General features: G+C 70.4%; 21 protein-coding genes. 7 read left to right on the forward strand and 14 right to left on the reverse strand.

Annotated elements, in window-relative coordinates; translation table 11 throughout:
* Positions 1 to 72: 72 nt before the first annotated feature.
* Positions 73 to 1,032, reverse strand: coding sequence for a 30S ribosomal protein S2 (rpsB, locus tag ACU616_RS02050; protein ID WP_446756826.1), 960 nt, complete (start codon positions 1,030 to 1,032; stop codon positions 73 to 75).
* Between the two features lie 298 nt (positions 1,033 to 1,330).
* Between rpsB and ACU616_RS02055 the strand changes: the two genes are divergently transcribed.
* Together ACU616_RS02055 and ACU616_RS02060 are read left to right on the forward strand one after the other, a co-directional pair.
* Positions 1,331 to 1,834, forward strand: a complete 504-nt coding sequence (locus ACU616_RS02055; RefSeq protein WP_446756827.1) for a M23 family metallopeptidase — start codon at positions 1,331 to 1,333, stop codon at positions 1,832 to 1,834.
* A 48-nt stretch (positions 1,835 to 1,882) separates the two neighbouring features.
* A complete protein-coding gene (locus tag ACU616_RS02060) occupies positions 1,883 to 2,503 on the forward strand; it encodes a TMEM175 family protein (RefSeq protein ID WP_446756828.1) in 621 nt (206 codons plus the stop codon).
* A gap of 277 nt (positions 2,504 to 2,780) precedes the next feature.
* On the opposite strand, the gene whiG is transcribed toward ACU616_RS02060, so the two are convergent.
* The 5 genes from whiG to ACU616_RS02085 all read right to left on the reverse strand — a co-directional run bounded on the left by whiG (position 2,781) and on the right by ACU616_RS02085 (position 7,178).
* Entirely contained in the window at positions 2,781 to 3,581 is an 801-nt protein-coding gene (gene whiG, locus ACU616_RS02065; RefSeq protein WP_446756829.1) for an RNA polymerase sigma factor WhiG, read from the reverse strand.
* Between the two features lie 140 nt (positions 3,582 to 3,721).
* The gene (locus ACU616_RS02070) at positions 3,722 to 4,657 is read right to left on the reverse strand and encodes a tyrosine-type recombinase/integrase (protein ID WP_446756830.1); all 936 of its coding nucleotides are present in this window, start codon (positions 4,655 to 4,657) and stop codon (positions 3,722 to 3,724) included.
* Positions 4,658 to 4,840: 183 nt separating this feature from the next.
* Positions 4,841 to 6,109, reverse strand: a complete 1,269-nt coding sequence (dprA, locus tag ACU616_RS02075; protein WP_446756831.1) for a DNA-processing protein DprA — start codon at positions 6,107 to 6,109, stop codon at positions 4,841 to 4,843.
* Entirely contained in the window at positions 6,106 to 6,204 is a 99-nt protein-coding gene (locus ACU616_RS02080; RefSeq protein ID WP_446756832.1) for a hypothetical protein, read from the reverse strand. The genes dprA and ACU616_RS02080 overlap by 4 nt, the downstream gene beginning before the upstream one ends.
* A gap of 416 nt (positions 6,205 to 6,620) precedes the next feature.
* Positions 6,621 to 7,178, reverse strand: coding sequence for a hypothetical protein (locus ACU616_RS02085; protein ID WP_446756833.1), 558 nt, complete (start codon positions 7,176 to 7,178; stop codon positions 6,621 to 6,623).
* Between the two features lie 210 nt (positions 7,179 to 7,388).
* Here ACU616_RS02085 and ACU616_RS02090 point away from each other — a divergent pair, with 210 nt between their 5' ends.
* Positions 7,389 to 7,688: a hypothetical protein gene (locus ACU616_RS02090; RefSeq protein ID WP_446756834.1), complete on the forward strand. Its 300-nt coding sequence runs from the start codon at positions 7,389 to 7,391 to the stop codon at positions 7,686 to 7,688.
* A gap of 18 nt (positions 7,689 to 7,706) precedes the next feature.
* Here ACU616_RS02090 and ACU616_RS02095 read toward each other — a convergent pair whose 3' ends face one another.
* Complete coding sequence (locus tag ACU616_RS02095) at positions 7,707 to 7,955, reverse strand: hypothetical protein (protein WP_446756835.1); 249 nt, start codon at positions 7,953 to 7,955, stop codon at positions 7,707 to 7,709.
* A 335-nt stretch (positions 7,956 to 8,290) separates the two neighbouring features.
* Here ACU616_RS02095 and ACU616_RS02100 point away from each other — a divergent pair, with 335 nt between their 5' ends.
* The 4 genes from ACU616_RS02100 (at position 8,291) to ACU616_RS02115 (ending at position 13,789) form a co-directional block, all read left to right on the forward strand.
* Positions 8,291 to 8,458 carry a hypothetical protein gene (locus tag ACU616_RS02100; RefSeq protein ID WP_446756836.1) on the forward strand — a complete coding sequence of 56 codons (168 nt, stop codon included), beginning with the start codon at positions 8,291 to 8,293 and terminating at the stop codon, positions 8,456 to 8,458.
* Between the two features lie 995 nt (positions 8,459 to 9,453).
* A complete protein-coding gene (locus ACU616_RS02105; protein WP_446756837.1) occupies positions 9,454 to 11,073 on the forward strand; it encodes a pentapeptide repeat-containing protein in 1,620 nt (539 codons plus the stop codon).
* Between the two features lie 1,824 nt (positions 11,074 to 12,897).
* Positions 12,898 to 13,596, forward strand: a complete 699-nt coding sequence (locus tag ACU616_RS02110) for a hypothetical protein (protein ID WP_446756838.1) — start codon at positions 12,898 to 12,900, stop codon at positions 13,594 to 13,596.
* Between the two features lie 4 nt (positions 13,597 to 13,600).
* Complete coding sequence (locus tag ACU616_RS02115) at positions 13,601 to 13,789, forward strand: hypothetical protein (RefSeq protein WP_446756839.1); 189 nt, start codon at positions 13,601 to 13,603, stop codon at positions 13,787 to 13,789.
* 524 nt (positions 13,790 to 14,313) lie between these two features.
* Here ACU616_RS02115 and ACU616_RS02120 read toward each other — a convergent pair.
* The 7 genes from ACU616_RS02120 to ACU616_RS02150 form a co-directional block, all read right to left on the reverse strand.
* Positions 14,314 to 14,901: a hypothetical protein gene (locus tag ACU616_RS02120; RefSeq protein ID WP_446756840.1), complete on the reverse strand. Its 588-nt coding sequence runs from the start codon at positions 14,899 to 14,901 to the stop codon at positions 14,314 to 14,316.
* Positions 14,898 to 15,578, reverse strand: a complete 681-nt coding sequence (locus ACU616_RS02125; RefSeq protein WP_446756841.1) for an HK97 family phage prohead protease — start codon at positions 15,576 to 15,578, stop codon at positions 14,898 to 14,900. Before ACU616_RS02125 ends, ACU616_RS02120 begins: the two co-directional genes overlap by 4 nt.
* Complete coding sequence (locus tag ACU616_RS02130) at positions 15,550 to 15,951, reverse strand: helix-turn-helix domain-containing protein (protein WP_446756842.1); 402 nt, start codon at positions 15,949 to 15,951, stop codon at positions 15,550 to 15,552. The genes ACU616_RS02125 and ACU616_RS02130 overlap by 29 nt, the downstream gene beginning before the upstream one ends.
* A 47-nt stretch (positions 15,952 to 15,998) precedes the next feature.
* Complete coding sequence (locus ACU616_RS02135) at positions 15,999 to 16,301, reverse strand: hypothetical protein (RefSeq protein ID WP_446756843.1); 303 nt, start codon at positions 16,299 to 16,301, stop codon at positions 15,999 to 16,001.
* Between the two features lie 106 nt (positions 16,302 to 16,407).
* Entirely contained in the window at positions 16,408 to 16,680 is a 273-nt protein-coding gene (locus ACU616_RS02140) for a hypothetical protein (protein ID WP_446756844.1), read from the reverse strand.
* Positions 16,677 to 16,985, reverse strand: coding sequence for a hypothetical protein (locus ACU616_RS02145; protein ID WP_446756845.1), 309 nt, complete (start codon positions 16,983 to 16,985; stop codon positions 16,677 to 16,679). The genes ACU616_RS02140 and ACU616_RS02145 overlap by 4 nt, the downstream gene beginning before the upstream one ends.
* Before the next feature lie 314 nt (positions 16,986 to 17,299).
* Positions 17,300 to 17,647, reverse strand: coding sequence for a hypothetical protein (locus ACU616_RS02150; RefSeq protein ID WP_446756846.1), 348 nt, complete (start codon positions 17,645 to 17,647; stop codon positions 17,300 to 17,302).
* Positions 17,648 to 18,371 lie beyond the last annotated feature (724 nt).

Raw genomic sequence — 18,371 nt, forward strand, 5'->3', positions numbered from 1 at the left:
AGTGGGTGGGTGCGGACGTGCCGCGGCGCCGCTGCCCGCCCGCGGACGCGGGCGGGCAGCGGCGCCGGCGGGTCAGCCGTTCTGGGCGCCCTGGGTGCCGGTGGCCGTGTCGCCGGTGGCGGGCACGCCCTCGACCGGGGCGATGTCCTCGGCCGTGACGGTCGGCGGGGCGTCCGGGGTCTCCGGCAGCGGGGTGGCCGCGGCGTCGGCGGCCGGGACCTCGGCGGCCGGGGCGGCACCGTCGGCCTGGCCGGTGAGCAGCTCGCGCTCCCAGTCGGCCAGCGGCTCGCCGCCACCGATCGCCGGCTCGCCGCCGTCCTCGCGTCCGGCGTTGGCCTGCGAGGCCGAGCGGGCCATGAGGCCGTCGGCGACGGCGTCGGCGACCACGCGGGTCAGCACGGTGATGCTGCGGATCGCGTCGTCGTTGCCCGGGATCTTGAAGTCGACCTCGTCGGGGTCGCAGTTGGTGTCGAGGATCGCCACGACCGGGATGCCCAGCTTGCGGGCCTCACCGACGGCGATGTGCTCCTTCTTGGTGTCGACGATCCAGATGGCGCTGGGCACCTTCTGCATGTCGCGGATGCCGCCGAGGCTGCGCTCGAGCTTGGCCTTCTCGCGGGTCAGGCCGAGCTGCTCCTTCTTGGACAGGCTGACCAGCACGCCGGTCTGCTCCATGTCCTCGAGCTCCTTGAGCCGCTGCAGCCGCTTGTGCACGGTCTGGAAGTTGGTGAGCATGCCGCCCAGCCAGCGCTGGTTGACGTAGGGCATGCCGACCCGCTGCGCCTGCTCGGCGACGACCTCCTGCGCCTGGCGCTTCGTGCCGACGAAGAGGATCGAGCCGCCGTGGGCGACGGTCTGCTTGACGAACTCGTAGGCACTGTCGATGTACCCGAGCGTCTGCTGCAGGTCGATGATGTAGATGCCGTTGCGCTCGGTGAAGATGAACCGCTTCATCTTGGGGTTCCAGCGACGGGTCTGGTGCCCGAAGTGGACGCCGCTGTCGAGCAGCTGCTTCATGCTGACGACTGCCATGTGCAGCCTTCCTGTCTGTGCGCGCGGCCGTCGGGCGGCCACGCTCCTCGGTTGACGCGGGCACCGGGTGGTGCACCGCCCTGGCGTCCCGCGGCGCCACCGACCCGGGGTGGACCGGGACCGAGGTGGGGCTGCCCCGCCGCAGCGGCGGGAGGAGGACGCGCGGAGTCGACCCGCCGTGACGGGTCGCACCGGAGAGCATACGCCGCGCCCCGGGTGACCCTCCCCCGCCGTCGGGACCGTCCACAGGTCATCTCGTCCGTCCCGCTCCGGCGGGGCGGACGGCGAGGCTCGCGGGGTGCCCCTGCGTGTCCTGACCGCCGCGCTCGTCGTGTCCGCCGCGGTGCTGCTGCCCGCCCCCGCGGTCGCCGAGCCGGCCGCTCCTCCTGCGAGCGTCTGGGTGTCCCCGCTGGGCGACCCGCCGACGGTCACCCGCCCCTTCGCGCCGCCGCCGTCGCCGTACGGGCCCGGGCACCGCGGCGCCGACCTGGCCGGGTCGCCGGGGACGGCGGTCCGGGCGGCCGGTGACGGCGTGGTCGTCTTCGCGGGGATGGTCGCCGGCCGGCCGGTGGTGAGCGTGGACCACGCCGACGGGCTGCGGACGACGTACGAGCCGGTGCAGCCGTCCGTGGCCGCCGGCCAGGTCGTGGCCCGCGGTTCGCCGCTGGGCACGCTGCTGGCCGGTCACGAGGGGTGCCCGGCCCAGGCCTGCCTGCACTGGGGCCTGCGCCGGGGGGAGACCTACCTCGACCCGCTGGCCCTGCTGCGCCCGCCCGAGGTCCGTCTCCTGCCGGTGGGGTGACGTGCAGGAGGTCGTCCGGGGCCGGCCGCCGGCCCTAGCCTGCGCGAGGTGCAGACCGAACGGGGCCTCGACCGTCTCGTCACGTTCCTCGACGCGGTCGTCGCCATCGCGATCACTCTGCTGGTGCTGCCGCTCACCGAACTGCTCGACGGCGCCGAGCAGCGGACCGGCCTCGACACCCTCCTGGCCGACGAGGCGCCGCAGATCGGCGCCTTCTTCCTCAGCTTCGCCGTGATCGCTCGGTTGTGGCTGATCCACCACCGGGTGGTCGAGACCGTGAGGTCCTACGACCGGGCGTTCCTCACCGTCAACCTGCTCTGGATCCTCACGATCGTGCTGCTGCCCTTCGCGACCCAGGTGACGGCCTCCTACGGCACCGACCGACCCGCCGTGGCGCTCTACATCGGCACGATCACGCTCAGCTCGTTCTGCCTGACGTCGATCAGCGTGCTGCTGTGGCGGCGTCCCGGCCTGCGCCGCGACGCCGCCGGGCCCGTCCCGCCGCCGTGGCCCGCGCTGATCGCCAGCGGACTGTTCGTCGCCGCGCTGCTGGTCGGCACGCTGGTGCCGGGCGTGAACTACTGGGCGATGTTCCTGCTCCTCCTCTCCGGGCCGCTGGAGTCCGCGGCGCGCCGCCGCGCCGCTCGCGGACGGGTCGCTACGGACTGAGCGGTGCAGGCCGGCCGTCGGACGCCGGTGAGGTGCCCGACCACCGGGACCGGGCCGTCGAGCCGCGCAGCAGCGCCCGCCACTCCTGGCGGGCCGGCGGGCCCCGGACCCCTCGGTGCGGTCCCCAGCCGGTTCCACCCGGCGAGCAGCAGGGGCCCTGGCCGCTCGGGGCAGTGGACAGCCGGGGAGCGGAGGCCCGGGGGGCCGGGATCAGCGGGCCGGGCCGGGAGGAGCGCACGCCCGAGCGCCACCGGCGCCTCGGGCGATGTCGCCTCCCTCAGGCGATGTCGGCGAGCTTGGTGCGCAGGTGCAGGACGGCCTTGGTGTGCAACTGGCAGATCCGGCTCTCGGTGACGCCGAGGACACGGCCGATGTCGGCGAGGGTCAGGCCCTCGAAGTAGTAGAGGCTGACGACGACCTTCTCCCGCTCGGGCAGCTGCTCGACGGCGCGCGCGAGCAACTGGCGGGCTTCGCCGTGCTCCGCGGCGGCCTGCGGGTCGAGGGCGTTGGCGTCCTGCAGGGTGTCGACCAGCCGGGGCGCGCCGCCGTCGTCGTCGGTGAGCAGCTCGTCGAGGGCCACCACGTTGACCAGGGAGAGCTGGCCGAGGAACTTGCGGACCTCCTCGACGTCCATGTCCATCTCCGCGGCCACCTCCTCCTCGGTGGGGCTGCGCTGCAACCGGCTCTCGAGGGCGGCGACGGTGCGCTCGAACTGGCGGGCCTTCATCCGCACCGACCGCGGGATCCAGTCGGTGCTGCGGAGCTCGTCGATGATCGCGCCGCGGATGCGCGACATCGCGTAGCTCTCGAACTTGACCTCGCGCGAGGGCTGGTACCGGGTGATCGCGTCGATCAGCCCGAAGGTGCCGTAGGAGACGAGGTCGGCCTGCTCGACGTGGGCGGGCAGGCCGCTGCCGACCCGGCCGGCGACGTACTTCACCAGCGGCGCGTAGTGCAGGATCAGCCGGTCCCGCAGCATGGGGGCGCGGTCGGTGACGTACTGCGCCCAGAGTTCGGCCAGAGCTGCGTCGGCGTCCTCGTCGGACGAGCCGATCCGGTGGGTGGTCGCCTCGGGCACGGTGTGCACTCCCGCTCTCTGGGTGGTCCGACGTCCCGCGGCGGGCGGGGACGCGGTCAGGGTGGACTCGGTGGGGCCCGACAGGTGGCGGGCCGGCGTGTGGGGGTCCGCTGGGTGTCGCAGCACGGTCGACGCTCCGCTCAGGCCCGGGGGTGCGCCTGCGCGTGCACCGCACGGAGGCGCTCGACCGTCACGTGCGTGTAGATCTGCGTCGTGGCGAGGCTAGCGTGGCCGAGCAGCTCCTGGACCGACCGCAGGTCGGCGCCGCCCTCGAGCACGTGCGTCGCCGCGGAGTGGCGCAGCCCGTGCGGGCCGATGTCGGGAGCGCCCGGCGCCCGGGCGACGGCGGCGTGCACCGTGCGGCGGGCCTCGCGCGGGTCGAGCCGCCGGCCGCGCAGACCCAGCAGCAGCGCGGGCCCGGACTCCGGGGTGGCCAGGGCGGGACGTCCGCGGGTGAGCCACTGGTCGAGCGCCAGCTCGGCCGGCGCGCCGTAGGGGACGCTGCGCTCCTTGCGGCCCTTGCCGAGGACCCGCAGCAGCCGCCGGCCGCGGTCGACGTCGTCGACGTCGAGACCGACCAGCTCGCTGACCCGGATGCCACTGGCGTAGAGCAGCTCGAGGACGACGGCGTCGCGCAGGCCGGCGGGGTCGTCGGCGCCGGCGGCGGACTCGACGACCGCCCGCGCCTGGTCGGGCGCGAGCACGTCGGGCAGCGTCCGGTGCGCCTTGGGGCTGACCAGCCGCAGGCCGACGTCCTCGGGCGTGACCCCCGAGCGCCGCAACCACGCCGTGAAGGAGCGGGCGGCCGCGGCCCGGCGGGCGGTCGTCGCGCGGCTGGCTCCCCGGGTGCGGCCCTGGGCCAGCCAGCTGCGCAGGACGGCGAGGTCGAGCTCGTCGGCCCGGACACCGCCGCGCCGGGCGAGGTGGTCCAGCAGCCAGACGGTGTCGGTGACGTAGCCCCGGACGGTGTGCTCGGAGAGGTCCCGCTCCTCGCGCAGCGCCTGCTCGTAGCCCTCGAGCGCGGCCGCGAGCGCCGACGGCAGCGCGGCGCGGGCATCGGCGGTCCGGGCGGTCACCCCCCGACCGTCCGACGGCGTCCCCCGGCGGTCAAGCCGCCGCGCCGCTCGCCCGCCCGTGACGGAAGCCCGGTCACCACCGCCCCAGCCGTTGCGCACCCCGGCCGGCCCGCGCGGCACCGACCGCCGCCGCGGAGACGCCGCGCGGGCCGGCCGAGACCCCGCGCTCGCCGGCGACCGGCATCACCGGCCTTCGCCGTGCCCCTCCCTCCGGCTCGGCGCCGGGGCCAGCCGCCAGCCGGTGCCGGTCCACTGCACGAGCTCGGCCAGCTCCAGCGCCGGCAGCACCCGCAGAGCCTCCAGGGGGTCGCAGCCGGCGACGGCGGCCAGCCGCTCGGCGCTGACGCCGACGCGCACCGGGCAGGCGTCGAGCACCCGCCGGGCCAGGTCGGAGAGGCCGTCGCGAGGTCCCGGGGGCCGCGCCGGCGGCTCGGCGAGGTCGGCCCCGATGCCACCCACCGCCTCGACCACCTGCGCGGCGCCGGTGACCAGGCGCGCGCCCGCCTCCTCCTCGCGGAGCAGCTCGTGGCAGCCGACCGACATCACGCTGGTCACCGGGCCCGGCACGACGAGCACCTCCTTGCCCAGCCCCCGCGCGCGGCGCGCGGTGGCCAGCGCACCGGAGCGGGCGGCCGCCTCGACGACCACGGTGCCGCGGGTGAGCGCGGCGATGATCCGGTTGCGGACGAGGAAGCGGTGCCGGTGCGGCGCCGCGCCCGGCGGCCACTCGCTGACCAGCAGGCCGCCGCCGTCGGTGATGCGGCTGAAGACCGCCGAGTGGGCGACCGGGTAGGGCCGGTCGACCCCGCAGGCCAGCACGGCGACCGTCGGCGCCCCGGCGGCCAGGGCGCCCCGGTGGGCGGCCGCGTCGATGCCGTAGGCCCCGCCCGACACGACGGTCCAGCCCCGCTCCCCCAGCTGGTGGCCGAGCTCGGCGGCCACGTGCTCGCCGTAGGCGGTGGACGCCCGGGCACCGACCACCGCCACCGACCGGTCGGCCACCTCGTCGAGCCGGGCGGCGCCGCGCACCCACAGTCCGACCGGGGGCACCAGCGCCGTCGTGCGGTCGGACTGCTCGACCTCCCCGGCACGGCTGACGACGGCCACGGTGAGCGAGTGCAGCGGCAGGGCCGGCCACTCGTCGTCCTCGGGGACCACCAGGCGGGCACCGCAGCGCTCCGCGCGCCGCAGGTCGGCCAGGCTGGCGTCGTCCCCGGCACGGACGCCGACCAGCGCCCGCGCCGTCTCCGGTGCCGTGCCCGCGCGCAGGGCCCGCACGGCAGCGACCGGGCCGACGTCGTCGATCCAGCGCCACAGCTCCACGGAGCCGGGCTCGGTCGCGCGGGTCAGCCACGCCCGCGCGCGCCGCAGGCCCGGGACGGCGGCACCGTCGACCGTCGTCGGCCCGGTCAGCGCCTCCTCGAGGTCCTCGTCGAGGGTCGGCGCGCTCATGCCGCCACCCGCTGCAGCCGCAGGCCCAGCGCCTCGGCCACGTCGTCGCCGTCGGGGACCATGCGTCCGGCGAGGTCGGCCAGCGTCCAGGACACCCGAAGGACGACAAAATAGCTGAAGTGTTAGTCAGTCGTGGATTGTCAGGACCATGATGCAGACCGGTGTGAAGGCTGCCCCTTCGGAGATACCGTGACCTGTGCGCGTTGAATGCAGAGTCTGTCGACGAGCCTTCGATGGCTCTCCGATATCCTTCGTCGACTCCTACGCAAAACTGTCGAGGGGTGCTAATGAAACTAACACGTTCTACCGCAACGTTTGTCCGTCATGTCGGAGGCGCAAGTGGGGCTGCCTTAGCACCGTCTTCATCATCGTTACCGCTGTTTTGTGCCTCATGGTGCTATTGAATATTCTGTTCCTGTGGCTAGGTGTGAACTTCTAACGAGGCCACGATGATCAAGGTAGGGATTCTGCTGGAGTTCAGCTAACTCCAGAGGGCCCGGAGGACAGCGGATCAGCGGAAGCGGATCCGCAACGGGTGTGCCGCCGACGCCAGTAGCGCCCAGCCCCATACAGCAAGCAGTGCCGCTACCAGGCCGACTATCACCCACTGAGCCGGCCACCAGGCGCTGAGCCCAATGCCGACGTCGACAAGGGCGATCAAGAAGAATCCTGCCTTCCAAACGTCGTAGGCCCATGCACGCCCCAACCAAGGCGGTTGCACCCGGCTGAGCCGCGCCATCTGACGGTCACGGTCGGAGATACGGAGTAGGTCAAGGGCGTCCTCGAGATTCTCCATATCTGCCTGGTCGAGGTGGAAAAAATAGCGATGCCGCGCCATGAGTTGCCAGGCCATAAGCGTCATGAGGACCCCGACGAAACAGACGGTCGTTGTTGCCGTAGGACGGGCCTGGTCGCGTAGGGCAATGGTCAGTAGGAAGGCTTGCGCTGCTAGGGCGAGGCTGGGCGCTTGCCATTGCATGGAGTTGGTTTGGATACTGCGGGCCATCAGCCGTTCGTAAGTGAACAGCTCCTGGGCATACTTGTCTTTCCAGGTTTCAGAGTCCGTCACGAGGACCACCATGGCGCGTAAACCGCCAGGCCGCTCGCTATCCGCAGGGCAACGGCTTAGCGTAAGTGTCGCCTCCGGACCCGAGGCGTAGGCGGGCCCGCTCAGGGCATGGACCCCTAACGGATCCTTGATCACTCACCCTCCTCGAAAGGATGAGCCACCCATGACGAACGCTAGCGACCCGCGCCGAGGGACTGCGGTGACGACTTTATGATCACCGAGCAGCAGTTCTACGCCTACGGCCGCATCATCGAGCAGCTGAACGGCGACACAGGCGAGTCCGACCCCGACCGCCACCGCCGAGCATGGCAGCACGCGCTGAACACGTCAGTCACCCTGCCCGACGGCAGGGTAACCACGTTCAAACAGTGCACCAAGGACGACTTGCTCGCGATCACCGCCGCGATGAGGGAGTTCGTAGCCCGCAAGGATGAGGAGATCAACAACCTCACTGATCGGTACCTCGCCAAGCACGAACCCTTGTGGGAGAGCGAGGGGCCGGCGCTGTGAGGTGGTCCCTCGCGGCCTTCACAGCGTTACGTCACGTGGAAAAAGTTCGTGACCGATGACAACTTCGGCGAGGTCCGGGCGATCACGGACCGACTCCTCATCCGGTCCGTGGCGCCCGGCCTGTTCGAGTTGACCGGCCTGGACCACACGGGCGTCCGGAGCTGGATCGTCGACGTCGCTGACCTCCAGGCTCTCATCGACCTGCTCGTCGAGAGGCTGCGCGACGGGGACCGCGGTGGCCGGTGAGCTGCCGGGCAGCTGCGACATCCTCACCACGCTGATGCCACCGCCGATCCCGCTGCCTGACACCGCGGGTCCTGCGCCGACAACGTCGAGCCTCATCCGCTGGGCCGACGAGAGCACCGGCCGGCAGCGGCACGCCCACCGCCTGGCGACCGGCCGGGCGCCCGCCGATGTCCTGGGCTACCGCCCCTAATCGGGACAGCGGCCGTCAACTCGGCCAGGAGACTGCGGCAGGCTGACAGTCCGACCCCAAGCGGGTAGCGTCTTTACTGCCGGTAGGGCTTCATGCCACGCCCGACGAGCCGGCCAGCGCATGGCGAGGCATGGCAGGGCACTCACGCATCCCATGAGGAGCCCCAATGAGCCACAATAAGCCCAACCGGCAGGTCCACGACCGGGATAGCCGCGACGCGCACGCCTACCGCCTGATCCAGGCCGAACGGCTACTGCGGGAAGCCGGCTTCGTGCAGCAGCCGGACGGCACCTGGCTGCCGGACGGCGGGAGCGCCCCCAGCACCGACGCCTGAACACGACCGGCGCCCCTCGCCGGGAAGACGGCGAGGGGTGCCGGTCGGGGTGGGGCCTAGATCCGCACGGTTGATCCCGGATGCGACGAACCTTGCGGACGTCAGACACGTCGTTCTGGGGTCGTCTCAGCTAAGGCGACCCCATCGAGCGACAAGCCTCACGCCGTCAAGACCCTATCCACAGCGTGAGCTCGATTTCGACGCGCCCTGGGGGCACAGGAAGTCCCACGCGCTCCGGGTGCCCCTCCGCAACGGAGTCAACAGTGTTAACCCTCCGCGACCGCCGATGTCGGATCGAAGCCTTCCCAGCTACGCCCGCGAGCAAGGGCTCCGCCCCTCGCAGACGTAGGCGACATGAACAAAACGCCCTCGCCCCTTACCCGCACGGTCGCCTGTTGCCGCCACTTGCTGCGCGACCCCGACAACACCCGCACCCTGGGCCAGCTCTCCCTCTGGGCCCTTCGGCTGGGTGACCTGGCCCGTTGGTGGGGTGATCTGATGTAGCAAGCGAGCACCCAGCCTGGGACCCGCCGATCCCCCGACGGCGGGGCCCAGTGCTGTCTACAGAGAACTAAGTGCGGGAGTTCCGGACGGTTCGAAGTCGAGTCCGGGTAGTGGTCAGGAAGCCTGGCCAGCAGCGTGGGCGGGGCCGGATGCTTCAAAGGCTCCCCGCAGAGCCCGTAACTCCCCGGTGAGGTCTCTAGAGACCGCCTCGACACCTTGCTCAGCGGCGAGAGCCACCATGGGACGTGGGCTCAGGTGGCGCTTGTGGGGAGCGTCGTCGACGGCCTACTAGGCCGTATGCTGTAAATCTTTTAGTCCCGCCACCCCTATCCCTGAAGGCGGCTTCTCAGCGACTTGGCGGTCCGCGACAGCAAGCTGATGTGCCTGATCACGGACGTCACGGTAGAACGAGGACCATGTCAGTCGGCGGGCCGTCCAACGAGCCTCGCTCGCGGCACCCATGGCGGTGGTCCGCGGCCGGACTGCTCGCGGTGCTGCTGATCACCGGTCTGGTGATCTTGTGGGTCAAGGCCCCAGATCTATATCGAGCAAAGGACGGCGCCGCGCAGGCCACAGCCACTACCCGCGGCGGAATCCTCACTGTCGCCGCAGCAGTCATCGCGGCGGCTGCCGCCGGAGCCGGGCTGTACTTCACCGCGCGCACAATAAGGCTCAACCAACAGGCGTTGCTGGAGACGCAGCGGACGAACCGGGAAGCCGACCATCGGGGCCGGCTAGCGTTGGAGGAAACGCAGCGGGCGAATCGCGAGGCCGATCGACGCGACCGGTACGCCAAGGCGATCGAGCAGCTCGGCCACGACAAGGCCCCGGTCCGGCTGGGTGCCATGTATTCGCTGGAGCGCCTCGCCCAGGACAACCTCGAGCTTCGCCAGGCCGTCGTCGATGTGCTCTGCGCCTACTTGCGGATGCCCTTCAAGGCTCCCCAGCGGCATGAGCCGACGACCGAATTACCGGCTGAAGGAAGGGAGAATGCATCCTCGTCTGATGCCATCGACCGAGAGTTGGAACGGAACACGGCCGAGGAGCTGCTGGTCCGCCAGACCGCCCAGCGCCTCCTCGCCGCCCACCTGCACTGTCCGCCGAATACTCCGGGGCTGAACGCCCAGGCCATCGAAGCCTCTCCTCAGGTGGACTTCTGGCCCGGTATCAGCCTCGACCTCACCGAAGCCAGCCTGGTCGACCTGGACCTGTGGGGATTGTCAGTAACCTACGCACGTTTCGTACGGGCGACCTTCTCCGGGCACGCCGAGTTTGGCGGGGCGATCTTTTTCGGGGACGCGGGGTTTGGCGGGGCGACCTTCTCCGGGGACGCCGAGTTTGGCGGGGCGATCTTTTTCGGGGACGCGGGGTTCGGCGGGGCGACCTTCTCCGGGCACGCGGGGTTTGGCGGGGCGACCTTCTCCGGGGACGCCGAGTTCACCGAGGCGACCTTCTCCGGGCACGCGGGGTTCACCGGGGCGACCTTCTCCGGGCACGCCGAGTTTGGCGGGGCGACCTTCTCCGGGGACGCCGGGTTCACCGGGGCGACCTTCTCCGGGCGCGCCTGGTTCTTCGGGGCGACCTTCTCCGGGCACGCCGTGTTCGACAACAGTGCGACCTTCTGCAAGGACGTCGTGTTCACCAGGGCGACCTTCTCCGGGGACGCCGGGTTCACCGGGGCGACCTTCTCCGGGCACGCCGAGTTTGGCGGGGCGACCTTCTCCGGGCACGCCGCGTTCACCAGGGCGACCTTCTCCGGGCACGCCGCGTTCACCAGGGCGACCTTCTCCGGGTACGCCGTGTTCACCAGGGCGACCTTCTCCGGGCGCGCCTGGTTCTTCGGGGCGACCTTCTCCGGGCACACCGCGTTCACCGGGGCGACCTTCTCCGGGCACGCCGCGTTCACCGGGGCGACCTTCTCCGGGCACGCCCTGTTCGGCGGGGTGACTCACTCCGAGAACGTCGTGTTGGAATCAGTGCGGGTCTTACGTATTAACGATCGGGACCTCGATCGGAAGTGGCCGGATGGGTGGACCGTCCGCCCCGATGCCGATGCCGATGCCGATGACCCAACGCGTGGCACGCTGGTTCGGGGAGGTTCCGGTCTGTGATGGCGTCCAACACAGTGCGGCGGGGCTCGAGCAGGCGTGACAGCTGAGTGGTCCTGAAGGCGGCTTCAGGGACACCCCATGGGTGTCGAACCCAAGGTCAGTCGGTGAGTTCTGCGATTTGGGCGCCAGCGGCGTCCTTGTCGACGAGCACTCGGGGTGAAGGCCTGGCATCGAAAGTCACCCCTGAGGCCGTGGGCTCAGGCGTTGCCCCGAGACGCGACGACAGTCTGGTTGAGCGTCGCGACGCGCAGCTGGCCTGGACCGCATAATCTTCTTATGCCGCCTCGGAAGAGAGAGCCTGTAAAGGACCCTCAATCCTTAACCCAGGCCGACCCACAGAAGCTCTTGTTATTCTCTTTAGAATCAATACGTGCAGACATAACACAATCGCGCGATGTGCAACAGAAGACAATCCAATGGTTTTCGACGGTCTTCGCTCCGATCTTTTTAGGCGGCCTCATATACGTGCGACCGACTACTCCTAAGACGCCGGCTGCCGACCCCGCAATCGTGTACCTCATTTTCGGGTTAACCGAGCCGATTCTCGCGATCGCCGCGACAGTAGTCTTTCTTGGGGAGGTCCGACGCCAAGGTCGAGCAGCAAAGCTGCTCCGTGCCATCGAGTCGTGGGCGGGTCGGGAGGTCGACACCCACTTCGGCACACATGCGAAGCTTCCTACGCTGATGATCGAAAACTACATGGCGGCTAATTCGCTATCAGGTCAGAAGCGCCGATACGGGGTCGGGTCTTATTACATTGCGATCCTGGCCGTATTTGGGGGCGCCATAACTCTCTCGCTCGTCTTCATTCTAGTTCTCTTGCCCCCCAACTGGGCACACCTACACGGTCTGCCATGGGCTTGGCTTGAGTCGCTCCTAAGCCTCCCGATGCTCACATGCGTTGTGTTACCTCTCGCATGGGTCGTCGTGACTTATCGACTAGCAAAGGGAATCCGTCGCCTAGCAGAATACGATCTGAATTTGTCGACCGAGATTCATCAATGGATTCGGACAGCCTTACCCACCCCGAAGTAGATCGCAGCTCACCATTGTCGCAGGGACCAGACCCTGATAAGCCGCCGTGGGTACCGTGGCTCCCATCCACTGACCGCAGAAGCCGCGCAATCCATTGGTGTCCCTGAGTGGGCCGCTATGGGACACCCGGCTAGCTCGATATAGAGGCGGCTTGAGAGACAGTGGCTTCGGCGCCCGCTTAGGCTCTCTTGAGCGCTCCATCAGGAGTGACGTGGCTGCCCGCCGTCAGGCGTGGCATCGCGGTGCCGGGCCGACATCAGCCGGCTGAGCACCTCGCATAGAGGAATGCACCGAGATGTCGGGCTGCCTCAAGAAGCGCCACCCGTCTCAGGTGGCTGCACTGCTGGCTCTACGGGCGATTTAGAGGCGGAGTCCGGACGCCGAGCGCAAGCGACCGAAGGGCGCCCATTTTTGTTCCAGTGTCGCAGGCAGTAGCACCCAACTTCCAAGTCGGCGACCCAGTCCCCACCGTGGCAGAGGGCCCGCCAGCCACGCCCGCCCCTCCCATAGTGAGCCGCATTGGGACGCTGCGCCGAATCCGCAAGCGATGTCATCACCGCGGCACCGCTCGGCACGCGACCGTCAAGTTCCCCAATCGGCCGGTCTTTGCCCCTACCGTCGTCACATGCACCGAAAACTGGTCCAAGTCGACACAGACGATGACGGCGATGTGCGCTACCGCGCTCGCGCATCTAGCACGACCGAGTAGTCGCGCCCCCTGCAAGCAGGCGCGGCTACTCACTTGGCACGCCACGACTACAGCCACACGCACGGGGGAGAATACGACCTATGAAGCTGTCCAGGCCAGGCGCCGTTGTCGGAGTCATCGCCCTCACGGTGGGAGCGTTCGCCGCAGGGAACTGGGCCGGTAGCCGCGAGGACACGGACACGTCCTTCGCCGCGACGCCCACGCTGCCGCCGACCGCAACGCCGTCAACGCCGTCAACGCCGTCAACGCCGTCAACGCCGTCAACGCCGTCAGCCACGAGCGCCGCGCCCACCAGCGAGGCGGTGCCGCGCAGCCCACGCGGCCACATCGTGAAGGGACTCGGCGAGGTGGGCGGGTTCACGCACCCAGACGACACGACGCCGACGCTCGACGAGCTCGTCCTCTCGTTCACGATCGACGACATCCGGGTGGACGCGCCCTGCCCGAGCGAGTACGCGCAGCCACCGCAGAACGGGCACTTCCTGGCGCTGGACATCCGTGCGTCCACGACCGAGACCTACCCCGCGGACCAGCTCGTCTTCGCGATGAACCCCGCGGACTTCTCCCTGGTGGGTCCCGACGGCGTGACGATTTCCAACATCGCGACCGCGCCGACCTACTCGTGCATCAGCTACGACGATCCCAGCGTCTTCCCGTCCGACATGTTCGTGCCGGCGTCGCAGTACCGAGGCACCGTCATCCTGGACGTTCCGTCCACCACCGGCACGCTCATCTACACGCCGATGGGTCAGCCCACCGGGTGGGAGTGGAGCTTCTAAGGTCATGGTTGAGAGGCTCCAGGCGTTCCCGCGCCCGACGCGAACGCGCTCGCCCGGACCGCATAGAGGCGGACGTTTCAGCATCCACGACGTCATCAACAACTACGCCGCTGGGCTCCGTGCGGCGGACCTCGACTGGGACCTCACCTACTTCGGGCAGCTCTACACATCTGAGGTGGCCGTCTCGGACTGACGTCGAAGCTCCACCTCGTAACGGCCCTGGACTGGGCTGTGCAGGTGTCCCCAAGTGGGCCGCTTGGGGACATAGTCGCTAGCGCTGGCACATAAGATCCTCATCGAGTTCTCGATCGACTCCGTCGGCAAGCAGTGTTGTGCCCCGGCGGGCTACGACGATTCTGGCCATTCGCAGCAGGCTGGCCGTCAAGTCAGTGTCACTGGTCGCTGCATCACGAACGAGGGTGCGCGAATCCGCGTCGATCGAGGCGACATCCCGGAGTCGGTCACCACGTCGCTGCGCGTCGGCCCGACGGTTCAGGTGCCTGCGGCGGTGAAGGTGCGGGTGCTCCTCGGCGGAGTTCAGCGCGCCGACTACACCGGACCATCGTGGCGGCTTTGGCTGAGCCTCAGCGACGTACGCTGACGACGAGACTCCCTGACTGGCTCTCCGGTCACATCAGGTTGGTAGGTGGCCGCTGCCGGGAGGAGGCCTGGGCCGGTGCTCCTCCCGGCAGAGCCGGTGCGCAGGTGCCTGCGGAGTCAGGCACCGGAGTCCAGATTCATCGAGCCGCCCCGCCGGAACGGGCAGCGCTCCGCCACAAATTCCGCGGTCGACCGGTAGCCGGCCTGCGCCGCGGCGGCGCGGATATCCACCGTGCTCGCGCGCAGCCACCAGATGTCGGACCGGGTGTCATCGGGCGGTCGGGCCGGGGCCGGTGCCCGTGGCCCAGAGGCCGGAGCCGGTCTGCGGACCTTCGCCATCGCCTCGGCCATGGTCGCCTGCATCTCGCGGACGCGGCGTCGCGTGTCGTCGCTCGGTCGCGTCGTGCTTGCGCGGCTATCCGCGGCGACGGGAGCGCTGGGTCCGCCGGCCAGCATCGCCCGCCGGACCCGCTCGCGCAGCGGCATCGCCGCCTCCCGCTCCAGCTCGGCGACAGCCTCATCGACGCGGCGCTCAAACTCCTCCCGCCGCCGCTGCTCGCGCCGCGCTAAGTCGTGCTGGCGGCGCAGCGCGGTGTCCTTGTCCCGCTCAGCGCGCCGCCGGGCGAGGTCACCGCGGGCCTCCGCCTCGCGGCGTGCCCGCCAGGCGCGGGCCTCCGGACCAAAACCGTCGGGACGGTAGATCATCGGAAACGTCCTCCTTGGCCCGACCGGGCCAGCTGGGTGCGAAGCCCGCCACCGCCGTCGGTGCCGCGTGCAGGCGACGGACCGTTGCGCAGGCTGGCGCTGGTGTTGCTGTAGGCGGGGAACACCACCGGGCCGAGCTCGGGGACCTTCACCTCGACGAGCGTGCGGCGCAGCGACCCCCGCTCACTCGGCTCGTAGAGCAGCGTCAGCAACTCGCGGTCGTCCTTGATGACCTTGCCCTGCGCGTCCCGCCACTCCTCGCGGACTACGGTGAACCGGAAGCTCATGCCGTTGATCGCCCCGGAGGCGATCGCCGTGCGCACCGGCTCCGTCAGCCAGGTCTCGTGCAGCCGGGCGGTCACGGCCAAACCACGATCGTCCTCGGCGAGTTCGGTGATGACCCCGATGGGGATCGAGCCGACTAGCGGGTGGCGGCCGTGATCGAACTGGAGCACCGGCGTCTTCTCGCGGATAGATCGGCGGAAAGCGCCAGGAGCGATCGACTCCAGGAATCGCCCCTCCCAGGAGTCGATCAACGTCTCCGAGCCGAAGACGGCGGCGTACCCCTCGAAGTCCAGCCCGTCGTCGGGCTCGGTGGCCGCTGAGCGGGTGAGCGTGAAGGGCAGCGTCCGGCGCAGCCCTCGCGCGTCAGCCGGCGCAGCGACGCTCCGCAGCATGGGCGAGGACCGCGGCCCGCGAGCAGCGCCACGCACGTCCGACACGTCGGGCGCCGAGACAGCCGGCCGCGGCGAGGTCGCGGACGCGCCGCTCGCCAAGGCCGAGCAGCTGGGCCGCCTCGGCGGTGTCGACCTCGTCGTCATGTCGCAAGGTTGCCGCGACCGGCCCGGCGGCCGTTGCCGCGCTGCCGTCAGCGGCAGTCGCCTCCACCGCGAGCCAGTCGTCAGCCGCCTCGTGGATCGACCTCAGTGCCCGGACGAACGCCTGACGCTGCCGCGGCGACAGTGGATCGACGATCGTCCGCCAAGCCGCCGGATCAGCCAGCACCCTCTTCAGGACCTGGTTAATAGCCCAGGCGCTGTAGCCGGCCACAGACGCGACCCGCGGCGTCGGCTCGCCCGGCGGCGGCCACGGCATCGTCACCCCAACCCTTCCCCGTCGTCATCGACTGGCTCTCCCGCGGGGGGAACGGGACGCGGGGGCAGCTGAAGCGGGACGCCACGGGCGGCAGTGATGGCGATCTCGATGTCGTCAGCGGCCTCAGTCAGCAGTCGGTAGGCGGAGGCGAGGTGGCTCCAGATCGCGTTGGCGTCGTGGTCGAAGAAGGCCCGCCGGATGTGGGCACGAGCCTCGATTCGCCGCCGGTCTGCGTTGTCGAGCGCGGTGAGCTCAGCGGCAACGGTGCGGAGGGCATTTGCAGGATGGCTGCGGTGATCGGTCACAGGGAACTGCTCCATCGGGAAGGGGGAGTGGGCATTTGGCGGGGGTAGCGGAACGTCGCGGTGTCGGGAGGCTTAAACGGCAGCAGCTCAGGCGGCGTCTCGCCGCTCACGACCGACCCCCGGCGTCCTCAGGCCGCGGGTGCAGCGCCCGCCACACGGCCTCCCCGTCCACCTGCGGATGGGCGTTGAGCCACCGACGGATCACCCGCGCCCACCGCGCCCAGGCGGCCACGTAGGCGTGCTCCTCGGGGCCCCAGGCGTCGGCGTCGTCCGCGGGCTCCCGCGCCGAGGCGTCGTCGGTCCACTGGCGTACCCGAAACTCGCGCAGCGCGAGGGGCAGGACGGCCCGAGGGTCCGAATCCGGACCGTCGGCGGTCACGACGCGGACCCCGGCGGGGTGCGCCCTAGCCGGTCACCGTGGAGCGCGCGCAGCTGCGCCAGCCGGCCGCCGCCCTTCGGCCGGGCGGCGGCCGGCTCCTCCGGCCGCGCCAGCGCCGCCAAGATGCGCGTCAACGCGAGCCGCTGCGACCGGGCTTCAGCGAGGCACAGACGCCGTTCAGCGCCGTTTGCGGCCGCTATCAGGGCCTCCACGTCGACCAACGCGTCGGCGGTACGCGCCGCCTCCACCGCCAGCGCACGCTGCGCCGGGGTGAGGACATAGCCGCTGGTCAGGTCGCGGAACAACTTCCTCCCGGCCGGGCCCAACCCAGCCGGTGCACGTTCACTCACGGGTGTCTCCTGTCGGTGTCGTGGGGCTCCGGCACGTTCGGCCGGGGAGGGAGCTCCTCTGACCGGCGGCGGGGTCTGAGAGGCCGCGGGCTTGCGTGACCCCGACCCTCCGGGGGTGGTTCCGCTTGTCACGGATGACACGGCGCTGACCTGCGCGGCGTTGCGTACGTACGCGAACGGGACGTCATTTTTTTCCGGAGATTCGCCACGGCATCGGCGGGGTGGCGATTCGCACGTGACCTAGTGGCACCCCAACCCCCCGGGGATGGTCACGACGGCGGGACCCGGCGGGAGGTCGGTCGCTCCACGCGGTAGACCTCGGCCGGGTCGCCCCACCTGCGCACGAGCAGGCCGCTGCGGGGATCGGCGCGGGCTGCGGTAGTCGCGCCGCCGGCTGAGCGGTTGCAGCGTGCGTGCGCTGGTCCGCGGTAGCCGACGCCGGTGTCGTGGTGGTCGAGATCCCACTCGGCGTCAGGTGCGATGGCGCGGTCGGGTTCGAGGCAGACCAGTGCGGCGCACCGTGCCTGTCCGGCCTGCACGACGGGACGCCAGCGTGCGCGTTCGCGTCGGTGTGCTGGTCCGTACCGCTCGTTGTGCGCGTCCGCGTCGCGGGTCACGCGTGGTCCTCGGTCAGCGGCTCGGTCTGCTCCTCGCTCTGCTGCTCGGCGAGCGCGCTCGGCCACTGCTGTTCGTGGTGCTCCCACTGATCGGCCATGCGACCGACTGATCGGTACGTGGGCGGAACGCCTGGACCTCGTGCGTTGCGCTGCTGTCGTCGTCGCCGTGCTGCGCCCTTGCGACTCGGCATGTCGTTGCCCTCGCTCCCTGTGTTCGGTGCTGCTGCTCGTGCTCGTCCTGCTCGGTCGTGGTGCTCGGTCGTGCTGCTCGTGCTCGTGGTCAACCAGGTGTCACCTCGTAGACCACGCTTGAAGGCGTTGTCAGCACCGTCGAGCGGTCTGGTCGCGCTGCTCGGGCTCGTGCTGCTCGTGCTGCTCGTGCTCGTGTGTGCTGCTCGGTCGTGCGCGATGCGGTTGTGCGTGGGCTGGTCGTGCGGGTCTTGGTTGTGGTCCCCCGGCCGCAGGCGGGGGAGCGGGGCGGGCGCCGCCTGGGGCCGGGGATGCCGGGGGCCGGGGATGCCGGGGGCCATGGCGCCGCAGGCGGGGTACTCGCGCTCGGTGTCGAGGACGTCGTCACCCGGAACCGGGACGGTCTCGTCGAGGTCGGTCACGTGCTCGGTCATGCCTGACTCCCAGGGGCGGGGGTGTGCTCACGGAGGGGGGGAGGGGGTGTCTTCGGGCGGGCCGGTGCCGGGGGCGCTCGCCGTGGTGGTCACCGTCCGGG

It is taken from the genome of Geodermatophilus sp. URMC 62 (assembly GCF_052931475.1).